Annotated in this window: 18 protein-coding genes and 1 tRNA gene; 6 read left to right on the top strand and 13 right to left on the bottom strand. The window is 70.6% G+C overall.

Annotated features, from left to right (window positions below; translation table 11 throughout):
- Nucleotides 1-347: 347 nt before the first annotated feature.
- Nucleotides 348-1,562, bottom strand: a complete 1,215-nt coding sequence (locus B0I32_RS27695) for an MFS transporter (RefSeq protein WP_106244717.1) — start codon at nucleotides 1,560-1,562, stop codon at nucleotides 348-350.
- Between the two features lie 100 nt (nucleotides 1,563-1,662).
- Here B0I32_RS27695 and B0I32_RS27690 point away from each other — a divergent pair, with 100 nt between their 5' ends.
- The gene (locus tag B0I32_RS27690; RefSeq protein WP_106244715.1) at nucleotides 1,663-2,748 is read left to right on the top strand and encodes a helix-turn-helix domain-containing protein; all 1,086 of its coding nucleotides are present in this window, start codon (nucleotides 1,663-1,665) and stop codon (nucleotides 2,746-2,748) included.
- 33 nt (nucleotides 2,749-2,781) lie between these two features.
- Here B0I32_RS27690 and B0I32_RS27685 read toward each other — a convergent pair whose 3' ends face one another.
- Nucleotides 2,782-3,366 (bottom strand): ANTAR domain-containing response regulator, encoded by a 585-nt coding sequence (locus B0I32_RS27685; protein WP_245956065.1) that lies wholly within the window; start codon nucleotides 3,364-3,366, stop codon nucleotides 2,782-2,784.
- A 116-nt stretch (nucleotides 3,367-3,482) separates the two neighbouring features.
- Here B0I32_RS27685 and B0I32_RS27680 point away from each other — a divergent pair.
- Both B0I32_RS27680 and B0I32_RS27675 read left to right on the top strand, forming a co-directional pair.
- Nucleotides 3,483-3,560: transfer RNA gene (locus B0I32_RS27680), tRNA-Leu, on the top strand.
- Between the two features lie 60 nt (nucleotides 3,561-3,620).
- Nucleotides 3,621-4,391: a helix-turn-helix domain-containing protein gene (locus B0I32_RS27675; protein WP_106244712.1), complete on the top strand. Its 771-nt coding sequence runs from the start codon at nucleotides 3,621-3,623 to the stop codon at nucleotides 4,389-4,391.
- 21 nt (nucleotides 4,392-4,412) lie between these two features.
- On the opposite strand, the gene B0I32_RS27670 is transcribed toward B0I32_RS27675, so the two are convergent.
- Nucleotides 4,413-4,778, bottom strand: a complete 366-nt coding sequence (locus tag B0I32_RS27670; RefSeq protein WP_106244710.1) for a GntR family transcriptional regulator — start codon at nucleotides 4,776-4,778, stop codon at nucleotides 4,413-4,415.
- Nucleotides 4,778-5,761, bottom strand: coding sequence for a hypothetical protein (locus tag B0I32_RS27665; protein WP_106244709.1), 984 nt, complete (start codon nucleotides 5,759-5,761; stop codon nucleotides 4,778-4,780). Before B0I32_RS27665 ends, B0I32_RS27670 begins: the two co-directional genes overlap by 1 nt.
- Nucleotides 5,762-5,944: 183 nt before the next feature.
- On the opposite strand from B0I32_RS27665, the gene B0I32_RS27660 reads away from it, so the two are divergent.
- On the top strand, nucleotides 5,945-6,367 hold the full coding sequence (locus tag B0I32_RS27660; RefSeq protein WP_106244923.1) for a pyridoxamine 5'-phosphate oxidase family protein: 423 nt from the start codon (nucleotides 5,945-5,947) through the stop codon (nucleotides 6,365-6,367).
- An 87-nt stretch (nucleotides 6,368-6,454) separates the two neighbouring features.
- The gene (dapD, locus tag B0I32_RS27655; protein ID WP_106244707.1) at nucleotides 6,455-7,429 is read left to right on the top strand and encodes a 2,3,4,5-tetrahydropyridine-2,6-dicarboxylate N-succinyltransferase; all 975 of its coding nucleotides are present in this window, start codon (nucleotides 6,455-6,457) and stop codon (nucleotides 7,427-7,429) included.
- A 304-nt stretch (nucleotides 7,430-7,733) separates the two neighbouring features.
- On the opposite strand, the gene pyk is transcribed toward dapD, so the two are convergent.
- From pyk to gltB, 6 genes are all read right to left on the bottom strand, one after another.
- The gene (gene pyk, locus B0I32_RS27650) at nucleotides 7,734-9,164 is read right to left on the bottom strand and encodes a pyruvate kinase (RefSeq protein WP_106244706.1); all 1,431 of its coding nucleotides are present in this window, start codon (nucleotides 9,162-9,164) and stop codon (nucleotides 7,734-7,736) included.
- Between the two features lie 250 nt (nucleotides 9,165-9,414).
- On the bottom strand, nucleotides 9,415-11,052 hold the full coding sequence (locus B0I32_RS27640; RefSeq protein WP_245956064.1) for a S8 family peptidase: 1,638 nt from the start codon (nucleotides 11,050-11,052) through the stop codon (nucleotides 9,415-9,417).
- A 132-nt stretch (nucleotides 11,053-11,184) separates the two neighbouring features.
- Complete coding sequence (locus B0I32_RS27635; RefSeq protein ID WP_106244701.1) at nucleotides 11,185-12,648, bottom strand: MDR family MFS transporter; 1,464 nt, start codon at nucleotides 12,646-12,648, stop codon at nucleotides 11,185-11,187.
- A gap of 98 nt (nucleotides 12,649-12,746) precedes the next feature.
- Nucleotides 12,747-13,328 (bottom strand): TetR/AcrR family transcriptional regulator, encoded by a 582-nt coding sequence (locus B0I32_RS27630; RefSeq protein WP_106244699.1) that lies wholly within the window; start codon nucleotides 13,326-13,328, stop codon nucleotides 12,747-12,749.
- A 98-nt stretch (nucleotides 13,329-13,426) separates the two neighbouring features.
- Complete coding sequence (locus B0I32_RS27625) at nucleotides 13,427-14,905, bottom strand: glutamate synthase subunit beta (protein ID WP_106244698.1); 1,479 nt, start codon at nucleotides 14,903-14,905, stop codon at nucleotides 13,427-13,429.
- A gap of 75 nt (nucleotides 14,906-14,980) precedes the next feature.
- Nucleotides 14,981-19,486: a glutamate synthase large subunit gene (gene gltB, locus B0I32_RS27620; RefSeq protein WP_181307844.1), complete on the bottom strand. Its 4,506-nt coding sequence runs from the start codon at nucleotides 19,484-19,486 to the stop codon at nucleotides 14,981-14,983.
- Nucleotides 19,487-19,744: 258 nt separating this feature from the next.
- On the opposite strand from gltB, the gene B0I32_RS27615 reads away from it, so the two are divergent.
- A complete protein-coding gene (locus B0I32_RS27615) occupies nucleotides 19,745-21,355 on the top strand; it encodes a bis-aminopropyl spermidine synthase family protein (protein WP_106244696.1) in 1,611 nt (536 codons plus the stop codon).
- Between the two features lie 46 nt (nucleotides 21,356-21,401).
- Here the strand turns inward: B0I32_RS27615 and B0I32_RS27610 are convergent, their stop codons facing one another.
- From B0I32_RS27610 to B0I32_RS27600, 3 genes are all read right to left on the bottom strand, one after another.
- On the bottom strand, nucleotides 21,402-22,160 hold the full coding sequence (locus B0I32_RS27610) for a DinB family protein (RefSeq protein ID WP_106244694.1): 759 nt from the start codon (nucleotides 22,158-22,160) through the stop codon (nucleotides 21,402-21,404).
- 210 nt (nucleotides 22,161-22,370) lie between these two features.
- Nucleotides 22,371-23,411 (bottom strand): hypothetical protein, encoded by a 1,041-nt coding sequence (locus B0I32_RS27605; protein WP_106244693.1) that lies wholly within the window; start codon nucleotides 23,409-23,411, stop codon nucleotides 22,371-22,373.
- Complete coding sequence (locus B0I32_RS27600) at nucleotides 23,411-24,262, bottom strand: hypothetical protein (RefSeq protein ID WP_106244691.1); 852 nt, start codon at nucleotides 24,260-24,262, stop codon at nucleotides 23,411-23,413. The genes B0I32_RS27605 and B0I32_RS27600 overlap by 1 nt, the downstream gene beginning before the upstream one ends.
- Nucleotides 24,263-24,953 lie beyond the last annotated feature (691 nt).

The raw sequence follows: 24,953 nt of genomic DNA, 5'->3' as shown, positions 1-24,953 counted from the left end.
CTCAGCGAAGTGACGATCACCTTCGCCGGGTTTTCCGAGCTCAGCATGCCTCTTTTGGGCGGTTGTGGGGAGTTCTTCTGGGGCTTTTATGCCGATTCGTAATGTCCTAAACACCCATAGTAATGGTATGTTTCATGAGAGTTACGGACACTCCACGATTTGAGATGACCTGATCCGAAATTTCCGGATCTAGATAATATTGCCGGGAGACGCGGCCTCAACCGTGCGATGCCACCCTGAGGCGCCGGCTCGGAAAATCGGGCCATAAGCCCCGAACGGCGTCGATCCTCCTCCGGACGGCGTGGATCCTGCCCAGGACGGCGGTGATCCTGCCCTGACCGGCCTGGTCAATGCCGGTCATGATCGCGCCGCTCCCGGGACTCCCGGTCCGTCCCGACGGCGACGGCCGAGGCGGACAGCAGCGTCGCACCGGCGAGGCCGCCCCAGAGCACGGCCGGACCGTGCGACGCGAGCGCCGTGATGACCGCCGGGGAAACGGCCAGGCCGAAACCCGTGGAGAGCTGGAAGCGGGCCAGAGCGCGTCCCAGAACCCGCGCCGGGGCACGCGCCGCGACCAGCGCGGTGGCGCTGCCGGCATAGACGATCTCGCCCACGGTGCAGACCACGGACACCACCGCGACGGCCGGAGCGCCCCACCCTTGCCCCAGGGACATGGCCACGAGAAAACCGAGATAGGACACGGCCAGCACCACACCGGCGAGCGCCAGCACGATCCGCCGGCGGAAACGGGACAGCAGGACCGTGACCGGAACCTGCAGCGTGATCACCAGGACCGTGTTGGCCACGAAGACGGCCGCCGGCCAGACCGGCGAAGCGTGCAACTGCGTCACCAGGACCAGCGGAAGCGCGATCTCCGGCACGTTGAGGCAGAAGACGTAGATCACGTTGGCGGCCAGCAGCACGCCCATCCGCGGCGCGGGCTCGCCGTCCCCCTCCATGGCGACCGCCGGATGAGCGCGCACGCGGACCGACCACGCCAAGCCCGCCGCGGCGAGATAGGCGAACCCGGTGACGACCGCCGACACCCGCGATCCGGCGGCCCCGCCCGCCAGGCACACGGTGGCGAGCAGCGCACCCGCGCCCAGCCCGGCATTACGCAACGCGCGACCCGCCGCGAGGGCGGCATCCCGGTCCCGGCCATGCGCGACCGTGGCCACCAGAGCCGCATGGGCGGTCGGCCACGCCTGGTTGCCGACCCCGAGGAAGAGCGCCGCCGCCGCGAACAACCACACGTTCCCCGCCGGAGTGGCCACCAGCAGCACCACACCCACCACCCGTACCAGCATCGACGCCGCCACGACCGCGCTGCGCGCACCCCGGTCCAGCCACCGGCCGACCCCCGGCACACACACCAGACCCACGACGACACCCGCCGTCATGGCGACGCCGGCGACCGGCGCGGACAACCCCAGCACCGTCACCCCGTACAGCAGCAGAAAAGGCCGCAGCAGGCCCGTGCCGAGCGCGTCCACGGCAAGGGCGACGGCATAGCGAGGGCCTCCCGAGGCACGGACGAGGGCCCGAGTGTCGATGGTCGCCATGGCGTCAACCGTGCGTCCAGCCGCCCGGACCGGCCGCGACGATTGACGGATACCGTCAACCGACGCCGACCCCGGCCGTCCCACCAGCGATGATGAGAGGATGACGCTGCGGATCGACATCAGCGGCCTGCCGCCCGAACGACTGCGGTTCGCCGCCTCCCCCCTGGCCGAGCTGACCGCCATGCTGCACGTCCTGGCCGAACCCGGGCACCACCCGAAACTCGCCGGCTGGGCCGCGGACGTCTGGGCCCGGATGCGGCCCGAACTCGCCGAGCGGCTGCGCGAGGCGGAGTTCCTCTGGCGCTCCTCACGAGCCGACTTCCTCGTCCCCGCCCGCCCCCGGCCCACCCTCGCCGAAGAACTCGACGACGTGGACCGGATCGACGACGAGACCTACGTGACCGCCGCGCTCATCACCACCTGCGGCAGCAACCGCGTGCACTTCACCGCACCGTCACCGCTCACCGACACCACCGCCCGCGACCGGGCCATGAACCTGGCCCAGGCCCGCGGCACCCTCCAGGAGACCTTCGCCGAACGCCTGCTCGCCGACCCCGCCGCCGTACGGGCCCGAGTCCGTCACACCCTCGAACAGTGCGCCGAAGCCTTCTTCGACGCCACCTGGACCCGCGTCGCCCCGCAACTCGCCGCCGACCTGCGCATGAGACACGACCTGCGGCAACGCCACGGCATCGGAGCGGCACTCGCGTCGATCTCCGACGCCCTCACCCTGACCCCGGACGGCGACCACCTCATCGTCGACAAACTCCAGGACAACGCCACCACCGCCCGGCACACCGGCATCACCTTCCTGCCCAGCGTCTTCGGCCGCCCGCACCTCGTGGCGATCCACGCACCCGGCCGGCCGCCCGTCGTGCAGTACCCCGTGGCCGACGCGGACCCGCCCAAACCGGTGACGCTGGAAACCGTCACCCTCCGCCTGGAGGCACTCGCCCACCCCGTACGGCTACGACTCCTCCGCACCCTGGCCCGCGGCCCGCACACCACCGGCGAACTGGCCCACGCCTGGGAACTCACGCCCCCGGAGGTCTCCCGCCACCTCGCCGTCCTGCGCCGCGCGGGCCTGCTCACCACCCAGCGGCACGGCCGCCACGTCCGCTACAGCGTCAACCTCCCCGACCTCACGGCCCTCGGCGCCGACCTGCTCACAGCCGTACTGCGCTGACCATCCACGCCCCCGCCCCGACGGCGGACTCCCTCAGGACCGCTCAGCAGCGTCGTCTATAACGATCTGAGCAACCTCACGCATGCTCAACCGCCGATCCATCGACGCCTTCTGAATCCACCTGAACGCCTGCGGCTCACTCCAGCCGTGCTGCGTCATCAACTGCCCCTTGGCCCGCTCGACCAGCTTCCTGGTCTCCAGCCGCTCCGACAGACTCGACACCTCGGCCGCCAGCGCGACCATCTCCTCATGCCTGCTGACCGCCATCTCGATCGCCGGCACCAGATCCGCCTTCGTGAACGGCTTCACCAGATAAGCCATCGCCCCCGCGTCACGGGCCCGCTCCACCAGATCACGCTGGGAGAACGCGGTCAGGATCAGACAGGGGGCGATCCGGTCCGCCACGATCCGCTCGGCCGCCGAGATGCCGTCGAGCACCGGCATCTTCACGTCCAGAATCACCAGATCGGGTCTCAGATCGGCGGCCAGCCGGATCGCCTGCTCACCATCACCGGCCTCGCCCACGACGACGTAGCCGTCCTCCTGGAGCATCTCCTTGAGGTCGAGGCGGATCAGCGCCTCGTCTTCCGCGATCACTACTCGCCGCTGCGTACTCACGAGCAGAAGAGTACAGACGTCCGGTAGATTAGATCCACGCCGGATCGATGTGGCCCAGGTTGAGCTAAGCTTCAGGTCCGTGCATCACGGATGAATCTGGATTTCTCCGGATATCAGCCCCGGTACCCCAACTGGCAGCAGGGAACGGATTCAAAACCCGTACAGTGTGGGTTCGAATCCCACCCGGGGCACCATCAGCCGCCCGGCTTCCTGGCCGGGCGGCTTTTGTCGGACCCGACTGCGACACTCTCCGCATGCATGACCTCGCTCTGCGCGATCGGGCGCGCCGACTGCTGAGCTCCGGGCTGAGTGTCCATGAGACGAGCCGCCGGATCGGGGTCAGCCCTGCCACGGTTCGCAGGTGGCGCGACCGGCCGGGGGACGACTCGCCCATGACCGGCACCTGCCCTCGCTGTGCCGCCTCTCCTCGGCTGCCCTCGCCTCCTGAGGCCTACGCCTACCTCCTGGGCCTCTATCTGGGTGACGGCTGCATCTCCTGGGTGGGCGACCGCGCCAAGCAGGTCTGGGCGCTGCGGATCGCCTGTGCCGACACGTGGCCGGGCCTGGTCCAGGAATGTGTCGACGCGCTGCGCGCCGTCCGGCCGACCAACAGGGTCCGCGTGCTGCAGAAGCAGGGCTGCAAAGACGTCAACTCCTACTCGAAGCACTGGCCTCATCTGTTCCCCCAGCACGGCCCCGGCAAGAAGCACGAGCGTGCGATCGTGCTCGCCCCTTGGCAGCGAGAGATCGTCTCAGCACACCCTGGACGGCTGGTCAGAGGGCTCATGCACTCCGACGGCTACCGAGGCGTCAACCGCGTCCGCCGCGACCTGCCCAGCGGTGTCCACTGGTACGAATACCCCCGCTACCTGTTCAAGAACGAGTCCTCCGACATTCTCGCCCTCTGCGGCGAGGCGCTCGACCTGCTCGGGGTCGCCTGGCGCTTCAACAAGCGCAACGAGCTGTCCGTGGCCAGGCGGGAGGCCGTGGAGTTGCTCGATCGGCATGTCGGCCCCAAATACTGACCGTCTGAGGCCCGGCGCCGGTCAGCGGCTCAGGGTTTTCCAGGCCGCGCGAGCCGCCGCCACGGCTTCCTCTTCGGAGGCGCCGGTGTGGAGGGCGGCGCGGGCGAACTCCTCGGCTGCTTCGGCGAGCCGGAGCCGGAGCCGGTCGGCGTTGTCGGTGATGACGGCCGCCCGGCCGCGGCGCAGCTCCACCAGGCCTTCGTCGCGTAGTTGCTGGTAGCCGCGCAGGACGGTGTGCAGGTTGATGCCGAGCGTGGCGGCCACGTTGCGGGCCGAGGGGAGCCGGTCGCCGGGTGCCGCCGTGCCGCCGGCCAGCGCGGCGCGTACGGAGGCGGCCACCTGGTCGGCGAGGGGTTGGGGCGAGGCCGGGTCGATGCTGATGAGCATCAGGCCGTCTCTCCCTGGCGCTGCCTGCTGAGCCATCCGTTGACGAGTGCCGCGGCGGTCTCGGCGGCGCGGGTGGAGTAGACGAACTGGCGGTCGTCGCTCAGCCTCGCCACCAGGGCCGGTCCTTTCCCGCTGATGATTCCCCAGCCTTCGTCGCCGTCGTGCAGCCGGTAGCGTCCTGGGGGACGTCCGGCGCTGGCCTGCGCGAACCGTATCAGGGGGTAGGGCAGGGTCCGGTGCAGGGCGGGCAGCCAGGCGGCCCGTACGGTGATGCCCGAGTGGTCGATCTGCAGGCGGGTGCGCGCCTGCGCCACCTCGAAGATCGTCCATGCGCCCAGCAGTACCGTGCCCTGCCAGGTTCCGGAGCCGTAGGGGACGCTGAGCCCGGTCAGCATGCCCAGGACGGCGGCGACGGCCAGCCTGGGGGCCGACCAGGACGACGTCACGAAGAGGACGCGTTGCGTCGGTGCGAGTGTCATGGTGGGCGCGTGCGCGGGTGGTGCGGCGGTGGCTTCGGGCGGCGCCGGGATCCGGCCCGCGGCCAGGTAGCCCAGTGCGGCTGCCGCGATGGTCACGGCGATCTCCACGGCCCGGTGCCACGGTGGCGCGGGGACCGGGCCCGGCTGCCCGGCGAGCGCGGTCACGGAGAGCACGACGACCGCCGTGCGGGAGCCGCCGACGAAGAACGCCAGGGCCACCAGGCCGCGCTGCAGCTGGGGCAGGCGCCAGTAGCACACGAACGGGAAGAGGAGCGACGCCTCGAACAGCACCAGCGTGAACCACTGCTGGGAGAGCCAGCCTTCCCAGGAGGGCGCGTATTGGGGCAGGGCCGCCCAGCTGTCGACGTAGGCCCGGTCGGGCAGTCGCTCGCCGTACCAGCTGAGCATGATCATGGGTGCGGCCACCACCAGCAGCAGGGGAACCGCGGTCAGGGTCAGGCGGCGCAGGCGTCCTCGCGCCGCGAGATCGGAGGAACGGTTCATGGCGACCTCCAACTGTTTGCTTTTGACTATAACACTGCAAACAGTGGCTGCGGAGGCGCGTGGCCCCGAGTCCATCAGGTCGTTGCGAGCAGGAGCGGCCGGGCTGACGTGGGTGGGGACTTTTCGGGATCGCTCCCAGGGGGAATAGCCGTTTCAAGATCGATGAATACGGGGGTGGGCGGGATGCCGTTGAGCGTGGCGGCGCGGGAGGCGTTTCTGGCGGAGACGCACATCGCGGGTCTGGCCGTGGAGTCCGGCGAGGGGCGGGCGCCGCTGACCGTGCCGGTCTGGTACGACTACAGCCCCGGCGGCGAGATCCGGTTCCTGACCGACGGCGACTCGCACAAGGCCAGGCTGATCGCGAAGGCGGGCCGGTTCTCGATGCTGGTGCAGCGGGCCAGCCCGACCTACCGGTACGTCTCGGTGGAGGGGCCGGTCGTGTGGTCGGGGCCGACGACGCTGGAGGAGCTGACCCGCATCTCGGCTCGTTATCTGCCGCCCGACGCCGTGTCGGGATATGTGCAGGGCTCGGATCTGAACGTGCTGGTGACGTTCAGAATGCGTCCAGAACGCTGGCTCTCCGCGGACCTCGGCGCCCTGGGCTGATCTGCGATGTGCCGCTGACCTGCCGGGTGCCCGGAGCTGACCTGCCGGGTGCCGTGGGCTGACCTGCGAAACGGTAGTTTTGGGCCCGTGACTGCTATCGCTCCCGACTCGACCGGCGCCTTCGGCGTCGGCCTCGCGACCATCGCCGCCGACGGCACCGTACTCGACACCTGGTTCCCCGCTCCCCAGCTGGGCGCGCCGCCCGTGAAGGGCACCGAACGGCTCTCCGCTGAGGAGGCGGGGCAACTGGACGGGGAGCTGGCCGAGCTGGCCGGCCCGGACCCGGTGCGCGGCGTGGAGGTGGTGGCGGTGCGCACCGGCATCGCCGACCTCGCCGAGCCGCCGGTGGACACGCATGACGTCTGGCTGCGCCTGCACCTGCTGTCCTCCCGGCTGGTCCGGCCGCACGGCGTCAACCTCGACGGCTTGTTCGGCCTGCTGGCCAACGTGGTGTGGACGAACTTCGGCCCGTGCCCGGTGGCGGACTTCGAGCGCACGCGGGTGCGGCTGCGGACGAAGGGGCCGGTGTCGGTGTACGGGGTGGACAAGTTCCCGCGCATGGTCGACTACGTGATGCCGGCGGGTGTACGGATCGCCGACGCCGACCGGGTGCGGCTGGGCGCGCATCTGGCCGACGGCACCACGGTGATGCACGAGGGGTTCGTGAACTTCAACGCGGGCACGCTGGGCGCGGCGATGATCGAGGGCCGGGTCTCGGCCGGGGTGGTCATCGGCGACCACTCCGACGTCGGCGGCGGCGCGTCGATCATGGGCACGCTGTCGGGCGGCGGCAAGCAGGTGATCTCGGTCGGCGAGCGCTGCCTGCTGGGCGCGAACTCGGGGCTGGGCATCTCGCTGGGCGACGACTGCGTGGTGGAGGCGGGCCTGTACGTGACGGCGGGCACGAAGGTGGCCCTGCCTGACGGCACGGTGGTGAAGGCGGCCGAGCTGTCCGGCACGAACGGCGTCCTGCTGCGGCGCAACTCGCAGTCGGGCGCGGTGGAGGCGGTGCCGCGCAAGGGCGGCGGCATCGAACTGAACGCCGCCCTGCACGCCAACTGACCCCGGCTCAGCTTCACGGGGCCTGTGGTCGGCCGTCACTCCCCATGGGGTGACGGCCGGCGACTCGCCGTGGGGGTGACGGCCAGCCGGGGGCTCGCCATCGGCGTGACGGCCAGCCGGCCACTCGCCATCGGCGTGACCGCCTGATCGACCGCGGCGACCGGCCGCTGTAACCACGGAGAGGGCCCACAGGGCGCGCCGTGACGGCGCCCGGCCGGTGCAGGGTCAGCGGCCGTTTCCCTGGAGGGCCCTCAGGGATCTACGACGGGTGGCCGACCACGTCGCAGCGTAAAATATTCGAGCTCTAATGCGCGTGCGAGACGGCGGAGCCGATCGTGTGGACGCGCAGAGCGTTGGTGCTGCCCGGGGTGCCGGGAGGCGAGCCGGCCACGATGACCACCTTGTCGCCCTTCTCCAGCCGTCCGAGCGACAGCAGCGAGGCCTCCACCTGCCGCACCATGTCGTCGGTGTGGTGCACGAACGGCACGTGGAACGTCTCCACCCCCCACGTCAGCGACAGCTGACCGCGCACGTGCGGCGCGGAGGTGAAGGCGAGCAGCGGGATCGGTGAGCGGTAGCGGGCCAGCCGGCGCGCCGTCTCTCCCGACATCGTGAACGCGATCAGCGCCTTGGCCCCGACGATGGCGCCGACCTCGGCCGCGGCCCTGGCGATGGCGCCGCCGGTGGTCTCAGGCATGCGTTCGAGGGTGTGGGTGGCGTGCAGGAAGGACTTCTCCGCGGCACAGGCGATGCGGTCCATCGTGTTGACGGATTCGATCGGGTAGTTGCCGACGGAGGTCTCGCCCGACAGCATGACCGCGTCGGCGCCGTCCATGACGGCGTAGGCGACGTCGGAGGCTTCGGCGCGGGTGGGACGCGGGGCGTTCATCATGGAGTCGAGCATCTGGGTGGCCACGATGACCGGGTGGGCCTTCTCGCGGCACAGCTCGATGATGCGCCGCTGCACGATCGGGACCTCTTCGAGCGGCAGCTCGACGCCGAGGTCGCCGCGGGCGACCATGATGCCGTCGAAGGCGTCGACGATCTCGGGGAGGCGGTCGACGGCCTGCGGCTTCTCGATCTTGGCGATCAGCGGGAGGCGGACGGCCTCCTGCTCCATGATGTTGCGCACCACGTCGGCGTCGGAGGGGCGGCGGACGAAGGACAGGGCGATCATGTCGCAGCCGGTGCGCAGGGCCCAGCGCAGGTCGGCCTCGTCCTTGTCGGTGAGTGCGGGGGCGCTGACGTTGACGCCCGGCAGGTTGAGGCCCTTGTTGTCGGAGATCATGCCGCCGATGACGACGCGGGTGACGATGCGTTCGGGGTCGACGCGGGTGGCCTCCAGGACGAGGCGGCCGTCGTCGACCAGGATCGTGTCACCGGGGCGGACGTCGTTGGGCAGCCCCTTGTAGGTGGTGGAGACCTGCTCGCGATCGCCGGGGACGTCTTCGGTGGTGATGGTGAAGACGTCGCCGAAGCCCAGCCTGACGGGGCCTTCCTCGAACGTGCCGACACGGATCTTGGGGCCCTGCAGGTCGGCGAGCACGCCTACACCGCGGCCGAGGTCGGCCGCCACCTCCCTGACCCGGTCGTAGACCTCTCTGTGCATGTCATGATTGCCATGGCTGAGGTTGAACCGTGCCACGTCCATGCCTGCGGCGATCAGCTCGCGGAGGCGTTCTTTGCTGGAGGTGGCGGGGCCTAGGGTGCAGACGATTTTCGCGCGACGAGTCACGAGTCCTACCTTAATTGGTACAGACCACTTGGCAGTCATTGACGACGGAGAACGTACCCGACGGAGGCGAACAGAACGAGAACCGAGACCCCCAGACGTGCCAAGTTCGGGTACTCCTCCGGGTGGACGACGCCGTCGATGCGGTGGTCGATGAAGCCGCCGGCGGGCAGGCCCGGGTGACCTGCGCTGCGCCGGGCCCAGTCTTCCACGTGCGTGGGGCGGCGTCGGACGCCGGAGGCCGCGCGGCACGTCATCGCTCTACTGTGGCGGCCTTCCAGGCGTTCACGATGCCGTGGCCGTAGAAGCCGTTGTCGGACTCGCCGCCGTCGCAGGCGTGGGTCTCGCTCTGGCCGAAGGACTTGTAGACGTACTGGCGGGGGGTGGGGCAGGCCTTGGGCGTGGCGGTCTTGAAGAGGAGTTCCTCGGTGGTGGCGGGGGCGAGTTCGAGTCCGCCTCTGCCGGGCTTGCCGAAGCGGCTGATGAGGATCGCGGCGACGCCGGCGGCGTGCGGTGAGGCCATGGAGGTGCCTTCGAGGTACTGGTAGTAGGAGCAGACGCCGTTCTCGCAGTCCTTGACGACGTCGGCGCCCTTGGGTTCGCCCTTGGCGTCGATGCGGCCGGCGGCGCGCAGCACGCGTTCGGGCGCGGCGGCGAGGATGGTTCTGGTGACCTTGATGCCTTCGCCGTCGAGCGCGTCGCCGCCGGGGGCGGCCACGTCGGTCTGCTCCTCGCCGTAGTCGCTGTAGACGGCCTTGCGGCCGGAGGGCCCGACGGAGGAGACGGAGATGACGCCCTTGGACTCGGCGGGCACGTTGATGCAGGAGTTGTCGACCTGGCGGGTCTTCTCGTCGCCCTTGGGGTAGCCGGGGCTCTGCTTGTCGACGGTTGGGTGGCCGAGGTCGGTGGAGCCGTTGCCGAGGGCGGAGATGAGCGTGACGCCCTTCTGCCTGGCGTAGTCGAGGGCGCGCTGCATGCCGGTGATGATCGCGCGCTGTTCGAGCTGCTCTTTCTTGCTGTCGGCCTTGTTGGCGGCGCAGTTGAACAGCCAGGGGTCGACGTAGTAGCTCATGTTGACGACGTCCACGCCGATGTCGCCGGCGTAGGTGAGGGCGTCGAGGCTGGGCTTGAGGAAGAAGAAGCCGGAGTCCTGGCCGGCCCTGAGGTTGACGATCTGGACGCCGGGGGCGACGCCGGCGATGCCGATGCCGTTGATCGGGGAGGCGATGGTGCTGGCCACGTGGGTGCCGTGGCCGTCGTCGTCGGCGTCGACGGGGTCCTTGCAGTCGGCGGCCTCGCAGGGGCCGTCGAGGGTCTCGCCCTTGTCGTCCTTGGGCCGGTCGGTGACGAAGTTGCGGCTGAGCTCGCGGTTGAAGTTGGCGGCGATGTCGGGGTGTTTGCCGTCCACGCCGGTGTCGATGACGCCGACGAGGACCTTCTTGGTGCCGGGGGCCTTGGCGTTCGCGCGGTCGGCGCCGATCATCCGCATGTCCCACTGGCGGCCCGCCAGGGGCTCGCCTCTGGTCTTGGTGAACGACTGCTCGTCGGGGAACCGGCCCGACGAGCCGGTGCCCGAGGTGGCGGGGCGGGCGGTGGCGAAGCCGATCTGGCGGTCGGGGGAGACGCCGACGATGGACGGGTCCGCTCCGACGGCTTCTTCGAATCCGGCGCCCGAGCCGCCGGCGAGGAGGTAGCCGAGCTTGGTCTCGGCGGAGTACGTGGAGCCGCCGGCGCGTTCGATGGCCGCCTCCGCCTGATGCTGCTTGCCGTCGGCGTAGAAGACGAGGTATTCGGCTTTCCTGGGGGCGGGTTCGCGGGGGGTGGCCGACGCGCAGGCGCCGGCCGCGACGACGGCGGCCAGCGCCATAATGCCAGAGGCGACCCGCCGCATTGTTCCCCCATCCGCCGACTTGCCGCAGAACCTGCATCTTCCCGACAGTCATCGGCTGATGCAACTTAGTGGTGAAATTTCGGTTGATGGCGGGCGAAGCGGACCCCTTGCGGGGCCCGCTTCGTGGGCCTGTCAGGTGTGGTGGGTGAGGCGTACGTTCCGCAGGCACGCCAGCAGCACCGCGACCGCCAGCATGATCGGCCCGACCCAGGCGAACACCCCGGTGATCGCGTCGGAGAAGACCAGCTGGGTCGCGTGCCGCACCCCTTCGGGCAGCGCCTGGATCGCCTCGGGCGTGAGCGCGGCCTGCCCGCCGCCCAGCCGTCCGCTGAAGACGCCGCCCAGCACGGCCACCCCGACCGCCCCGCCGACGCCTCTGGCGAACGTGACGGCCGAGGTCGCCGCTCCCCTGTCGGCCTCGGGCGTGGTCGTCTGGACGGCGAGCAGCAGGTTCTGCCCGATGACGCCGATCCCGGCCCCGGCCAGCACCATGTACGCGCTGGAGGCGAACGTGCTCGTCTCCAGTCCCATGGTGGCGAACAGGAACCCGGCCGCGGCCGCCGACACCGCTCCCCCGACCATGAGCCACTTGTAGTGCCCGAGCCGGGTGACGATCTGCCCGCCCAGCGTCGAGGCCGCGATCATGCCGGCCATCATGGGCAGGAGCAGCAGCCCGGAGTCGGACGCGCTCGCGCCGGAGGCGAGCTGCAGGAACAGGGGCAGGAACGTGGCCGTGCCGAGCATCGCGGTGGCCAGCAGCACGACCGCTACCACGGGGATGGTGAAGGCCCTGTCGCGGAAGAGCCGCAGCGGCAGCACCGGTTCGGCGACCCGCCGTTCCACCAGGACGAACAGCACGGTCAGCAGCACCGCCCCGGCGCCGAGCCCGAGGATGACGGGCGAGGTCCAGGCGTAGGCGGAGCCGCCCCAGGAGGCGAGCAGGGTCAGGCAGGTCAGCAGCCCGGCGATGAGCGCGGCGCCGAGCCAGTCGACGCGGTGGGGGGAGGTGCGGCGGGGCAGCTTGAGCACGGTGAAGGCCACGGCCAGGGCGATGGCGCCGAGCGGCAGGTTGATGGCGAAGATCCAGCGCCAGGAGGCGTGCTCGGTGAGGTAGCCGCCGACGACGGGGCCGGCGATGGAGGCGATGCCGAAGACGGCGCCGAAGATGCCCTGGAACTTGGCGCGTTCCCGCGGGGTGGCCAGGTCGGCCGCGATGATCATGGTGAGCACCATCACGCCGCCCGCGCCGAGGCCCTGGAAGGCGCGGAAGGCGATGAGCTGGCCCATCGTCTGGGCCAGGCCGCACAGGGCCGAGCCGGCCAGGAAGACCACTATGGCCGTCAGGTAGAGGGTCTTGCGGCCGTACATGTCGCTGAGCTTGCCGTAGAGGGGGGTCACGATGCCCGAGGCCAGGGCGAACGCCGTGACCACCCACGACAGGTCCTGCAGGCCGTTCAGCTCGCCGGCGATGGTCGGCATGGCGGTCGCCACGACGGTCTGGTCGAGCGCGGCCAGGAACATGACCATGATGAGTGAGCCGATGCTCACCCAGAGTGATCGCCGAGGCGGAGCCTCGGGGGAGAGTGTCGCTACCATGGGGGTCGACTCCTTGCTTCTTTTCGCAGAGGGCAGGAGGAATCCGCGGCGATCGGGGGTGCCACCCCGGTCGCCGCTTTTTCACTGAGACATGGAGATCAGAGCCCGTTTTCCAGCAGGGTCAGCGCCTCCTCGAGCAGTTCTTCCACCGATCCGCCCGACTCGGCCGCCTCCTGGACGGCCGAGATCGTGGCGCCGAACGTCCCGATGACGAGCAGCCTGGCGTGCAGTTTGCCCGACACGCCCGGCCGGTCCCTGACGGCGGCGAAGACGTCCTCCATGAGCTTCGTCTCGTCGGCCGCCCTGACCTTGGCGGCCAGCTCGGGATGGCGCCGGCGCAGCTCTCCGAACAGCCGCGCGTCCGCCCAGATCGGGCCGACGCGGGCCGCGAGGATCCGCGCCACCGCCTTCAGCGACTCGAACGCGGGCTCGTCGTCAGGACGGGCGGCGAGCAGGCCGGTGAACTCCTCAGGGCGCCACAGGGGCTCCATGACGAGCGCTTCTTCCTTGACGGAGAAGTAGTTGAAGAACGTGCGCGGCGAGATGTCGGCCGCCGCGCTGATCGCCTCCACGGTCGCGGCTTCGAGACCCTGGTCGAGCGCGATCTTGACGGCGGCCGTCCTGATGGCCTGCCGCTTCTCGGCCCGGCGCCGGTCACGCCGCTCCTGTGGAGTCTCCATGCCTTGCACTCTACGCACCTTTTGCACACTCTGCAAGTTTTGCACGGGATGCAAAAGGAAACGGCCCGGCCGAAGCCGGGCCGTTCCGGGAAGCGGCGTCAGACCAGCGGACGCGCCGTCGGCAGGATCGGGTACGGCAGCGCCGTGTCCCCGGTCAGGAACCGGTCCACGCCGGAGGCGGCGGCCCGCCCCTCGGCGATGGCCCAGACGATGAGCGACTGCCCGCGCCCCATGTCACCGGCCACGAAGACGCCGTCCACCTTGGACATGTACGTCTTGTCGCGGGCCACGTTCCCCCTGGCGTCGTAGAAGCCGTCACCGGCGGCCTCGGCCAGGTCCTGCAGCAGCGCGCCCTTCTCCGGGCCGAGGAAGCCCATCGACAGGGTGACGAGCTCGGCGGGGATCTCCCGCTCACTGCCCGGGATCGGCTTGAAGCCGGCCTGCGGCCCCTCGACCTCGACCAGCCGCAGCGCGCGCACGTTGCCGTCCGCGTCGCCGACGAACTCGGTGGTGGAGACCGCGTAGACCCGCTCTCCCCCGCCGTCGGCCAGCTCCTCGTGGGCGCTCTCCATCTTGAACAGCATCGGGTAGGTCGGCCACGGCTGGCCGGCGGGCCGCTCCGCCGGCGGCCGCGGCATGATCTCCAGCTGGGTGACGGACGCGGCGCCCTGCCTGATCGCCGTGCCGATGCAGTCGGCGCCGGTGTCGCCGCCGCCGATCACCACCACGTGCTTGCCCTCGGCCGAGACCGGCGGGGTGGCGTAGTCGCCCTCCTGCACCTTGTTGGACAGCGGCAGGTATTCCATCGCCTGGTAGACGCCCTTGAGCTCGCGCCCGGTCACCGGCAGGTCGCGCCACTGGGTGGCCCCGCCGGACAGCACCACCGCGTCGAACTGCTCGCGCAGCTCGGCGGCGGTGACGTCGACGCCGACGTTCACGCCGGTGCGGAACTCGGTGCCCTCGGCCCGCATCTGGTCGAGTCGGCGCTCGATGTGCCGCTTCTCCATCTTGAACTCGGGGATGCCGTAACGCAGCAGGCCGCCGGCGCGGTCGGCCCGTTCGAACACCACCACGTCATGCCCGGCCCTGGTGAGCTGCTGGGCGGCGGCCAGGCCCGCGGGGCCCGAGCCGACGACCGCGACCCGCTTGCCGGTCTTCACCGCCGGCGGCTGGGGGGTGACCCAGCCCTCGGCGAACGCCCGGTCGATGATCTCGACCTCGACCCGCTTGATCGCCACCGGGTCGGAGTTGATGCCGAGCACGCACGCCGCCTCGCACGGAGCCGGGCAGAGCCGGCCGGTGAACTCGGGGAAGTTGTTCGTGGCGTGCAGCCGCTCGATCGCCTCGCGCCAGTCGGTGCGGTAGACGAGGTCGTTCCACTCGGGGATGAGGTTGCCCAGCGGGCAGCCGTTGTGGCAGAACGGGATGCCGCAGTCCATGCAGCGGGCCGCCTGCTTGGTCAGCTTCTCCTGGGAGAAGTCCTGGTAGACCTCACGCCAGTCGCTGATGCGGACGTCCACGGGACGGCGTGCCGGCAGCTCCCGGTCGTGCGTGAGAAAACCCTTCGGGTCAGCCATTCGGTACGCCTCCCTTGTCGTGAACATGCGTGTGCCGGGTCAGCCCGCCAGGACGGCGGGATTCGTGACGGCGGGTCATGACCGCACCGCGGCCGCCATGACGGCCTCGTCGATGTCCCTGCCCTCGATGCGGGCGGCCTCGGCGGCCTCCATCACCCTCTTGTAGTCGCTCGGCATGATCTTGCCGAACCGGGCCAGCGCCGCGTCCCAGTCGGCCAGCAGCTGCTTGGCGACCGGCGAGCCGGTCTCGGCGAAGTGCTTCTCGACCGTCTCCTTGAGGAACTCGGCGTCCTCCTCGGTGAGCGCCTCGATGGCGACCATCTCGCGGTTGACCCGCTCGGGCCGTACGTCCAGCAGGTACGCGATGCCGCCCGACATGCCGGCCGCGAAGTTGCGCCCGGTCGGGCCGAGCACCACGGCCTTGCCGCCGGTCATGTACTCGCAGCCGTGGTCGCCGACGCCCTCGACGACGGCCGTGGCGCCGGAGTTGCGCACGCAGAACCGCTCGCCCACGACGCCGCGGACGAACACCTCACCGGACGTGGCCCCGTACAGGGCGACGTTGCCCGCGATGATGTGGCCGTCCAGCGGGGCCTCGTCATGCGGCCGGACGGTGATCCGCCCGCCGGACAGGCCCTTGCCGAGGTAGTCGTTGGCGTCGCCGGTCAGCCGCAGCGTGATCCCGCGCGGCACGAACGCGCCGAACGAGTTGCCCGCCGAGCCGGTGAAAGAGATGTCGATCGTGTTGTCGGGCAGGCCCTTGCCGCCGTAGCGCTTGGTGACCTGGTGGCCGAGCATGGTGCCGACCGTGCGGTTGACGTTGCGGATGGGCAGCTCCAGCGTGACCGGGGTGCCGTCCTGGATGGCGCCCTCGGCGAGCTGGATGAGCGTGTTGTCCAGCGCGTGCTGGAGCCCGTGGTCCTGCTCGACGAGCCGGCGCAGCGCGGTGCCCGCGGGCAGCTCGGGCCGGTGCAGGATCGGCGACAGGTCCAGGCCGCTGGCCTTCCAGTGGTCCTCTGCCGCCGTCATGTCGAGCATCTCGACGTGCCCGATCGCCTCGTCGAGCGAGCGGAAGCCCAGCTCGGCGAGGTATTCGCGGATCTCCTCGGCGATGAACTCGAAGAAGTTGACCACGAACTCGGGCTTGCCGGTGAAGCGCTTGCGCAGCTCGGGGTTCTGCGTGGCCACGCCCACCGGGCAGGTGTCGAGGTGGCAGACCCGCATCATCACGCAGCCGGACACGACCAGCGGAGCGGTGGCGAAGCCGTACTCCTCGGCGCCGAGCAGCGCGGCGATGACGACGTCGCGGCCGGTCTTGAGCTGGCCGTCCACCTGCACCACGATGCGGTCGCGCAGGTCGTTGAGCAGCAGCGTCTGCTGGGTCTCGGCCAGGCCGAGCTCCCACGGGGCGCCCGCGTGCTTGAGGCTGGTGAGCGGGGAGGCGCCGGTGCCGCCGTCGTGGCCGGAGATGAGCACCACGTCGGCGTGCGCCTTGGACACGCCCGCCGCGACCGTGCCGACGCCGACCTCGGCGACCAGCTTCACGTGGACCCTGGCCTCCGGGTTGGAGTTCTTCAGGTCGTGGATGAGCTGGGCCAGGTCCTCGATCGAGTAGATGTCGTGGTGCGGCGGCGGCGAGATGAGGCCGACGCCGGGCGTGGAGTGGCGGGTCTTGGCGATCCACGGGTAGACCTTGTGGCCGGGCAGCTGGCCGCCCTCGCCGGGCTTGGCGCCCTGGGCCATCTTGATCTGCAGGTCGGCGGCGTTCACCAGGTATTCGGAGGTGACGCCGAAGCGGCCGGAGGCCACCTGCTTGATCGCGCTGCGCCGGGCCGGGTCGTACAGCCGCTCGGGGTCCTCGCCGCCCTCGCCGGTGTTGGACTTGCCGCCGAGCCGGTTCATCGCGATGGCGAGCGTCTCGTGCGCCTCCATGGAGATGGACCCGTACGACATCGCGCCGGTGGAGAAGCGCTTGACGATCTCGGAGACCGGCTCGACCTCCTCGATCGGGATCGGCTCGCCCGCGCGCAGCTTGAACAGGCCGCGCAGGGTCATCAGCCGCTCCGCCTGGGAGTCCACGAGGTTCGTGTACTCCTTGAAGATCTCGTAGCGGCGGGTCCTGGTGGCGTGCTGCAGCTTGAAGACGGTCTCGGGGTTGAACAGGTGCGGCTCGCCCTCGCGCCGCCACTGGTATTCGCCGCCCACCTGGAGCCTGCGGTGGGCGTTCTCCACCCGCGGGTAGGCGTGCGCGTGACGCTGGGCGACCTCGCCGGCCAGCACGTCGAAGCCGACGCCGCCGAGGCGGGAGGTGGTGCCGGTGAAGCAGGCGTCGATGACCTCCTGGCTCAGGCCGAGCGCCTCGAAGATCTGCGCGCCGGTGTAGGAGGCCACCGTGGACACGCCCATCTTGGACATGACCTTGATGACGCCCTTGCCGTACGCCTTGATCAGGTTGCGCACGGCCTTGCGCTTGTCCATCTGCAGGGCGCCGGTGTCGACCAGGTCCTCGATGGTCTCGATGGCGAGGTAGGGGTTGATCGCGGCGGCGCCGTAGCCGATCAGCAGCGCCATGTGGTGGCACTCGCGGGCCTCGCCGGTCTCGATCACCAGGCCGATCTTGGTGCGGGTCTTCTCCTGGATCAGGTGGTGGTGCACGGCGCCGGTCAGCAGCAGCGACGGGATCGGCGCGAGCGCGTCGGAGGAGCCGCGGTCGGACAGCACGACGATGCGCGCCCCGTCCGCGATGGCCTGGGACGCCTCGGCCCTGATCTCCGCGAGCCGGCGCAGCAGCGCCTCGCCGCCGCCGGCGACCTCGTACAGGCCGCTGATGACGTACGGGTGGAAGCCGGGCAGGTCGTGCTCGTCGTTGATGTGGATGATCTTCGCGAGTTCGTCGTTGTCGATCACCGGGTACGGCAGCACGAGCTGGCGGCAGGAGCTCGGCCCCGGGTCCAGCAGGTTGCCCTCGGGCCCGAGGGTGCTGGCCAGCGAGGTGACCAGCTCTTCCCTGATGGCGTCCAGCGGCGGGTTGGTGACCTGCGCGAACAGCTGGGTGAAGTAGTCGAACAGGAGCCGCGGCTTCTCGCTCAGCACGGCCACCGGCGTGTCGGTGCCCATGGAGCCGATCGGCTCCTGGCCCGCCTTCGCCATCGGCGACAGGATGATGCGCAGCTCTTCCTCGGTGTAGCCGAAGGTCTGCTGCCTCTTGACGAGCGCCTCGTGGGTGGGGATCTCGCGCTGGCGGGCCGGCAGCTCCTCGAAGCGGACGAGGCCGGCGTGCAGCCAGTCGGCGTACGGCAGCTCGGCCGCCAGCTCCGCCTTGATCTCGTCGTCCTCGATGATCTTGCCGCGGGCGGTGTCGATGAGGAACATGCGGCCCGGCTGCAGGCGGCCCTTGCGTACGACGTCCTCGGGCTTGAAGTCGAGCACGCCGGCCTCGGAGGCCAGCACGACGAGGCCGTCGGCGGTCACCCAGAAGCGCCCCGGGCGCAGGCCGTTGCGGTCGAGCACGGCGCCGGCCAGGGTGCCGTCGGTGAACGTGATCGAGGCCGGCCCGTCCCACGCCTCCATGAGGGTGGAGTGGAACTCGTAGAACGCCCGCCGCGCGGGGTCCATCTCGGTGTGGTTCTCCCACGCCTCGGGGATCATCATCAGCACGGCGTGCGGCAGGCTGCGCCCGCCGATGTGCAGCAGCTCCAGCGCCTCGTCGAAGCTGGCGGTGTCGCTGCCGTCGGGGTCGCAGACGGGGAAGAGCCGCGAGATGTCGCCGGGGATGCGGGCCGAGGCCAGCATCGCCTCGCGGGCGCGCATCCAGTTGCGGTTGCCCTTGACCGTGTTGATCTCGCCGTTGTGGGCGATGTAGCGGTAGGGGTGGGCCAGCGGCCAGCTGGGGAAGGTGTTGGTGGAGAAGCGCGAGTGCACCAGCGCGATCGCGCTCTCGTAGCGCTCGTCGCTCAGGTCGGGGAAGAACGGCTCGACCTGGTCGGGGGTGAGCATGCCCTTGTAGACCACGGTCCTGGCCGACAGCGAGGGGAAGTAGACGTCGGCCTCGTGCTCGGCGCGCTTGCGCAGGCAGAAGGCGAGCCGGTCGAGCTCGAGCCCCTCGTGACCGCCGGTGGAGGAGACGAACAGCTGGGCGAAGTGCGGCATGACGGCCCGCGCGCTCGGCCCCGGCAGGTCACGGTCGACCGGCAGCTCGCGCCAGCCGAGCACGGTGAGGCCCTCTTCGGCCGCGATCTCCTCGATGAGGCGGGTGGCCACGCCTCTGGCCTGCTCGTCGAACGGCAGGAACGCGATGCCGGTCGCGTACGACCCGGCGGCGGGCAGCGCGAACGGCACACTCGCGCGGTAGAACGTGTCGGGGATCTGCGTCAGGATCCCGGCTCCGTCGCCGGTGTCCGGCTCGCTACCCTTGGCCCCCCGATGGTCAAGATTGCACAGCGCCGTCAGCGCCTTCACCACGATCCCATGTCCACGGCGTCCCGCGACGTCGGCAACCATGGCGACACCGCAGGCATCGTGCTCATTGGCGGGGTGGTACAGGCCCTGGGGCTCGGGGATCCCGAGGTGGGCAGCAGGCATTGAATCCCTCCCGTCGTCTTCGTCTGTCTGAACTGCGCTACAGGCGGGGACGACGTTGGCCCTGCTGCATATCGTGGATAGAGGTTACCCCACCCTGCCGGAATGGTGCCCGCCGCGTCCGCATTGAGAACATTCGCACTACTCCGGCATCCGAACGCTCTATCCCAAACCTCCGGTGCAGGGCCCGAAATTCCCCGTGCAGGCCGCGGATTCGCGTCACGGAGATCGAGTGTCCCCGGCCCCCGATAGGGTTCACCCATGGAGCGTGACGGGGTCGAACGGCTGCTCGCCGGGGCAGGGGCCGACAGCAGGCGGCTGAGGCACGCGCTGGCCCTGCTCTGCGAGGGCCGCTGGTGGACGCTGGCCGAGCTGGTCAGGCAGAGCGCCACGTCCAGGCGCACGGTCGAGTCGCTGCTGCGCGAGGTCGTCCTGGAGCGCGACGGCGACCGTTTCCGCGTCGCGCTCGTCGACACCCCCTCCTACCAGGACCTGCTCGCCGTGGCCGCGCCTCCGGAAGACCCGGTCGCCCACCTGCTGCCGCACTACGCCCACGTGCTCGACCGCCTGACCGCCCTCGTGGCCAAGGCTCCGCGCGCCCGCCACGTGCTCGACCACGTCTCGGCCACGCCGGAGACCGTGCTGCGCCGGGCGCTGCTGCTCGGCGCCCGCTTCTGGCTGCCCGGGGCCCGCCTGTTGTGCGTGGGCGACCACGACCTGACCTCGCTGGCCGTCAAGCTCGTCCACCCCGAGACCGACGTGACGGTTGTCGACGTCGACGAGCGTGTCCTGGCCTACATCGACGAGCAGCGGCTGGGCGTCCGCACCCGCTGGGCCGACCTGCGCCTCGGCCTGCCCGCCTCGGCCAGGGACCACGACCTCGCCCTCACCGACCCGCCGTACACGCCCGAGGGGATCGGGCTGTTCGTGGCGCGCGCGGTGGAGGGGCTGAAGGACGACGGGCGGGTGCTGCTGGCGTACGGGGCGAGCGAGCGCACGCCGATGCTGGCCTTCAAGGTGCAGCAGGAGTTGTCGGAGCTCAACCTCGTGTATGAGGCCATTTATCCCGACTTCAACCGCTATTTCGGGGCGGAGGCGATCGGTTCCGCCGCCGACCTCTACCTCCTGCGCCCCACCACCAAGACCCGCCCCGCCGTCCAGTCCCGCCTCACCCGTCAGACCACCGCCATCTACACCCACGGCCCCCAGTCGGTCGAATCCACCTCCGAAGCAAAAGCCTCCTCCGGGGGAAGCGGCTCACCGCTCTCCGGACGACCGGCCTCCGAGGTCGTCGGGCCGGCGGGCTTCGAGGACGCGCTGGCGGGCTTCGACGCGGACCTCCTGGTGGGCGACTGGCCCAAGGGCCTCTCACAGCCGCGGGTCCGCCTCTCGACCTGGCTGGCCAAACCGTACGCCGCCGCACCGCAGCGGGTCGCCGTGGCGGTGCCGCCCGGCCTGGAGGCCGCACTCCCCCGGCTCCTCCTCGCCACCCGAGCCGCCCACGTCCGCCTCGTCGGCACCGCCCTCCCACCCCTGCCCAAGGCCCTGTCACCCGTCTACGAGGTGAACGAAGCAGGCGAAGGCATCCTGGACGCCGTACGCCGGCCGCAGCCGGAAGGCGAGGCGGACACGGTGCTGCGCCGCATCATGGACAACAGCCACGCCAAACTGGCCAACACCTGGCGCGAGGCCCTCATCGCGGTGGCCGCGGCACAGGGCACGTCCCTGACGAAGAACGAGGCCCGCTCCCTGATCCGCGAGGCCGCCGACTGGTCAGACGACCTGACCCCCCTGGACGCCCCTCTCCACCGCCTGTCCTCCCTCCGCGAAGCAGTCACCAGAACGATCACCGCCCTGACCACCACCACCTAACCACCCACGCGCCCGAAGACAAGCGCCGCCTCAGGCACCGGCTACCTCAGGCACCGGCTGCCTCGAGCACGGCGAGATCACGTACCGCATAACGATGGTGCTCGGCCTCCTCCTTCAGCACCACCTTGAGACACCTGCGCACGACATACTCCTGGTCGGGATACGGATCCGCAGGCTTGCGACCGCATACCCGATCGAGCTCAGCCTCGGTGAGCCCGTCGACGACACGCCGCATCGCGGCCATCCGGGCCAGCCGCGGCGCCAGCACCTCGTCCAGCGTCGGGGCAACATCGCGGGCGAGACCGAGCTTCGCCATCGCGTCGGGCGACATCCAGCCACCACAGAGGCCCAGCGGATGGTACGGCGCCTCCTCCTCCAGCACCGCACTGCCCAGCCAGGCATCGCCGGCGAACAGCAGGTGCCGCAGGGTCTCCACCAACGACCACTCGCCGTCGACCCGCTCGTGCAGCCTGGCCTCGGGCAACAGCCTGGCGCGGTCGAGCGTCGCCGCCCACAGCGTCTCGACGGCCTCCCAAGCAGCCCGGTAGTCGTCGGGGGACGCGGCATCACGCGCCAGCACCCGCGCGGGGTTCCGCCGGTCGAGCTCGGCCTCGACGTAGGCGGTCACATCGACGTCGTTGACGACGACCCGCTCGAAGTCACCACCGAGGTAGACATCGCTCCCATAGCAGTCGACGACCTTCAGCCCACTGACCTCACAATCCCGGATCTCCAGCCCGGCAAGATCGCACAGGTGAATGCGGCCACCACGGAACTGGTCACTGTGGGCGTACTCAGCAGTCATCGAGGCAGTATCCCGCGCTCCTCCCACCCACCGCCACGCTCGGCAACCAAGATTCGGACACCAACAGTGGGGCGTCCTCACGCCTGCGTCCCACCCGGCCGCACCAAAGCGAGCTTGACCACCGCCGACGCCGGCACTCGTCGACCGCACGACACCCTGACCAGTCCCAGCACGCCAAGCCTGAGCAGCATGGTGAGCGGCCCGAGGTCGTCAGGTGGCGGCGACGACGCGGCCCTGCACTGCTCGGCCGAGGCCGTCGAGCGCGACCAGGGCGGCGACCAGGTCCTGCGTAGGTTGGGCGGGTTGTGAAGCCTGCCCAGGATCCTGAGGCTGTGTGGACCCCGTCGGTTGCCCCGCCTGCCCAGCGTCCGCGGGCTGCTCCACCTCGCCGGGGTCCCCAGGTTGCCCCACCTGACCGGAGTCCGCCGGCTGCCCCGGCCGGCCGGTGCCCGCGAGTCGCCCTAGTTGGCCAGTGTCAGCCGGCTGCTCGGGCCGGCCGGCGTCCTCTGGCCGAGCCAGTTGACCGGTGTCCGCGGATTGCCCGGGCCGGCCGGTGTCCGTGGGCTGACCAGGCTGACCTGTTTCCGCGGATCGCCCAGGTTGGTCCGTTTCTGCGGATCGTCCTCTGCGGCCTGTATCTGTGGGCCGGCCCGGTTGGCCGGAGTCGTCGAGTTGCTCGGGGTGGGTGGGCTGGTTCAGCGGGCCGAATTGTTCGGAGCCGGCCGGCTTCTGGCCTGGTTGGGTGGGCTGGGTGGTGCCGGTCCAGCTCACCGTTACGTAGTGGCCCATCGCCCGGACCTGGGCCAGGCTGCCGGCGGGCTCGAACGCCACGTCCTGGCGTACGAACCCGTCCTTGCGCAGGGCGGACACGAGACCGTCGGCCGCGCGCCCGTCGCTGAGGTTGAAGATGACGAACTGACCCGCCATGGAGCCGCCCTCGTACGTGGCCTGCAGCGCCTGCGTGCACCCGGTGGCCGACGTGCCCCAGAGGAGTTCGTCGCAGTCGGTGAACTGGCGGGTGGCCACCTGCCCCATGCCCGCCAGGCTCTGAGCGGCCGGCGGGAACACCTCCTCGATCGTCAGCGGCGTGGCGTCACGCTGGCGGGTGTCGATGGCCGCGTAGAAGGCGGAGGTGAGCTCGGCGTGCAGGGTGGTGGGACGCGGGTCGTCGCCGCGCAGCCACAGCCAGCCCGACACGGCGGCGCCTGCCAGGACGGCGGCCACTGCGGGGAGGACGATACGGCGGGACATCAGGAGGACGGCCCCGTGATCGCGACGACGCGACGGTAGACGGCCTTCTCCGCCCCGCGCAGAGCCAGGGTGAGGGAGACGAAGTCGTCCTTGGCGGTGGGTTCGGTGCCGTCCAGCCTGCCGAGCCACACCAGCCCGACGTAATGGCCGAGCGCGTAGCCGCCCGCCTCCGAGTAGCCGCCCGGCGGGAAGGCCGCCTTGGAGGAGGTCAGCGGGCGGGCCCAGCCGCCGCGGTAGAGGGTCTTCAAGGACTCGACCAGTTCTGAGGCCGACTTGCCGTCCTTGAGGTTGAGCAGCGTGTACTGGCCGACGTACCGGCCGTCGGAGCTGGCGTACAGGCCGCGGGCGACCTGGGTGCAGCCGGCGTTCGACGTCAGTTCGTGCAGGCGCTCGCCCCAGAGGGCCGTGGAACAGTCGGCGTCGAGTTGCTTGGCGACGAGCTTGAGCTTCAGCTTCTTCGAGACGGCGAGCCCCTTCTGGCTGAACACCTCCTTCTCGGTGAGCGCCTTCGGGTCCTTGGCCCGCTCGGTGACGGGATTGAACAGCTTGGGCGAGTTCCAGCCGTGGAACACCTGCGGGACGGCCGCGTCGGGGCCGAGCACGGAGGCGGTGATCTGCCGTTCCGGCGAGTAGGTGCCGAGGGAGCTGACGACCGCGACGAAGGCTCCGGCGGCGACCAGCACTCCGGCGACCGTGGCGATGATGACGAACAGGCGCTGCTGCTCGGGGCGGAAACCCATGTCGGTGAGTACGGGGAACTGCCAGTCGGAACGTGGGGTCCGGCGCCGCTTGTGGTAGGCGGGCTCCCGTCGCCCGGATCCGTCGTCGTCACCCGCGCCACGGCCGGCCACCGTCAGCCCTTCGGCGTCGAACTCCCCGGTCGCAGGCCCACCAGCCTCCGCCTTCCGCCGCCCGGCCCCAGCTTTCCGCCTCCCGGCCACCGGCTCCGGCCCACCCGAGTCGGCTTTCCGCCTCCCGTGCGCAGCCTCCGGCCCGCTCGGCTCCCCCATCCGCGGCCCGGACGTCGCCTCCGACCCACTGGACTCCGCTGTCCGACGCCTGGACATCGCCTCTGAACCACCGGACTCGGCATGCCCACGCCCGGACGCCGCCAGTGCACCACCGGGCCCGGCCTGCCCACGCCCAGACGCCGCCAGTGAACCATCGGACTCGGCCTGCCGACGCCCGGACGCCACCTCCGGCGTACCGGATTCGGCCCTCCGCCCGCGCCCGAACACGCCCTTCGAACCGCCGGACTTGGCCTTCCGCCTCCCGGACGCCGCATCCGCACCGTCGGAGTCCTCTTCCGGCCACCCGAACGCCGACGCCCGGTCACTGTCCTCACCGTTCAGCCAGCCGGACTCCGCCTCCCCATCACCGGGCTCGGCCCCCCGCCCGCCGGACGCCGCCTTCCGCCCACGCCCGAACCGCCGCCTGCCCTCCGTCTCCGATGCCTGCCGCGCACCACCGTCCCCGCCACCAGCACCACCGACACCGTCGGCACCGCCGGCACCGCCGGTACTGCCAGCGCTGTCGACCGAC

This window comes from Nonomuraea fuscirosea, assembly GCF_003001935.1.
GTDB lineage: Bacteria > Actinomycetota > Actinomycetes > Streptosporangiales > Streptosporangiaceae > Nonomuraea > Nonomuraea fuscirosea.
The sequence above is the reverse complement of the archived record's forward strand: the minus strand, read 5'-3'. Positions and strand labels throughout refer to the sequence as shown.

Coding starts and splice junctions, on each gene's coding strand:
- B0I32_RS27695 (WP_106244717.1), bottom strand. CDS start 1,562: ATGGCGACCATCGACACTCGGGCCCTCGTCCGTGCCTCGGGAGGCCCT.
- B0I32_RS27660 (WP_106244923.1), top strand. CDS start 5,945: ATGCCGTTGAGCGTGGCGGCGCGGGAGGCGTTTCTGGCGGAGACGCAC.
- B0I32_RS27605 (WP_106244693.1), bottom strand. CDS start 23,411: ATGTCCCGCCGTATCGTCCTCCCCGCAGTGGCCGCCGTCCTGGCAGGC.
- gltB (WP_181307844.1), bottom strand. CDS start 19,486: ATGCCTGCTGCCCACCTCGGGATCCCCGAGCCCCAGGGCCTGTACCAC.
- B0I32_RS27635 (WP_106244701.1), bottom strand. CDS start 12,648: ATGGTAGCGACACTCTCCCCCGAGGCTCCGCCTCGGCGATCACTCTGG.
- B0I32_RS27625 (WP_106244698.1), bottom strand. CDS start 14,905: ATGGCTGACCCGAAGGGTTTTCTCACGCACGACCGGGAGCTGCCGGCA.
- B0I32_RS27690 (WP_106244715.1), top strand. CDS start 1,663: ATGACGCTGCGGATCGACATCAGCGGCCTGCCGCCCGAACGACTGCGG.
- B0I32_RS27630 (WP_106244699.1), bottom strand. CDS start 13,328: ATGGAGACTCCACAGGAGCGGCGTGACCGGCGCCGGGCCGAGAAGCGG.
- B0I32_RS27675 (WP_106244712.1), top strand. CDS start 3,621: ATGCATGACCTCGCTCTGCGCGATCGGGCGCGCCGACTGCTGAGCTCC.
- B0I32_RS27640 (WP_245956064.1), bottom strand. CDS start 11,052: ATGCGGCGGGTCGCCTCTGGCATTATGGCGCTGGCCGCCGTCGTCGCG.
- B0I32_RS27670 (WP_106244710.1), bottom strand. CDS start 4,778: ATGCTCATCAGCATCGACCCGGCCTCGCCCCAACCCCTCGCCGACCAG.
- B0I32_RS27665 (WP_106244709.1), bottom strand. CDS start 5,761: ATGAACCGTTCCTCCGATCTCGCGGCGCGAGGACGCCTGCGCCGCCTG.
- B0I32_RS27615 (WP_106244696.1), top strand. CDS start 19,745: ATGGAGCGTGACGGGGTCGAACGGCTGCTCGCCGGGGCAGGGGCCGAC.
- B0I32_RS27610 (WP_106244694.1), bottom strand. CDS start 22,160: ATGACTGCTGAGTACGCCCACAGTGACCAGTTCCGTGGTGGCCGCATT.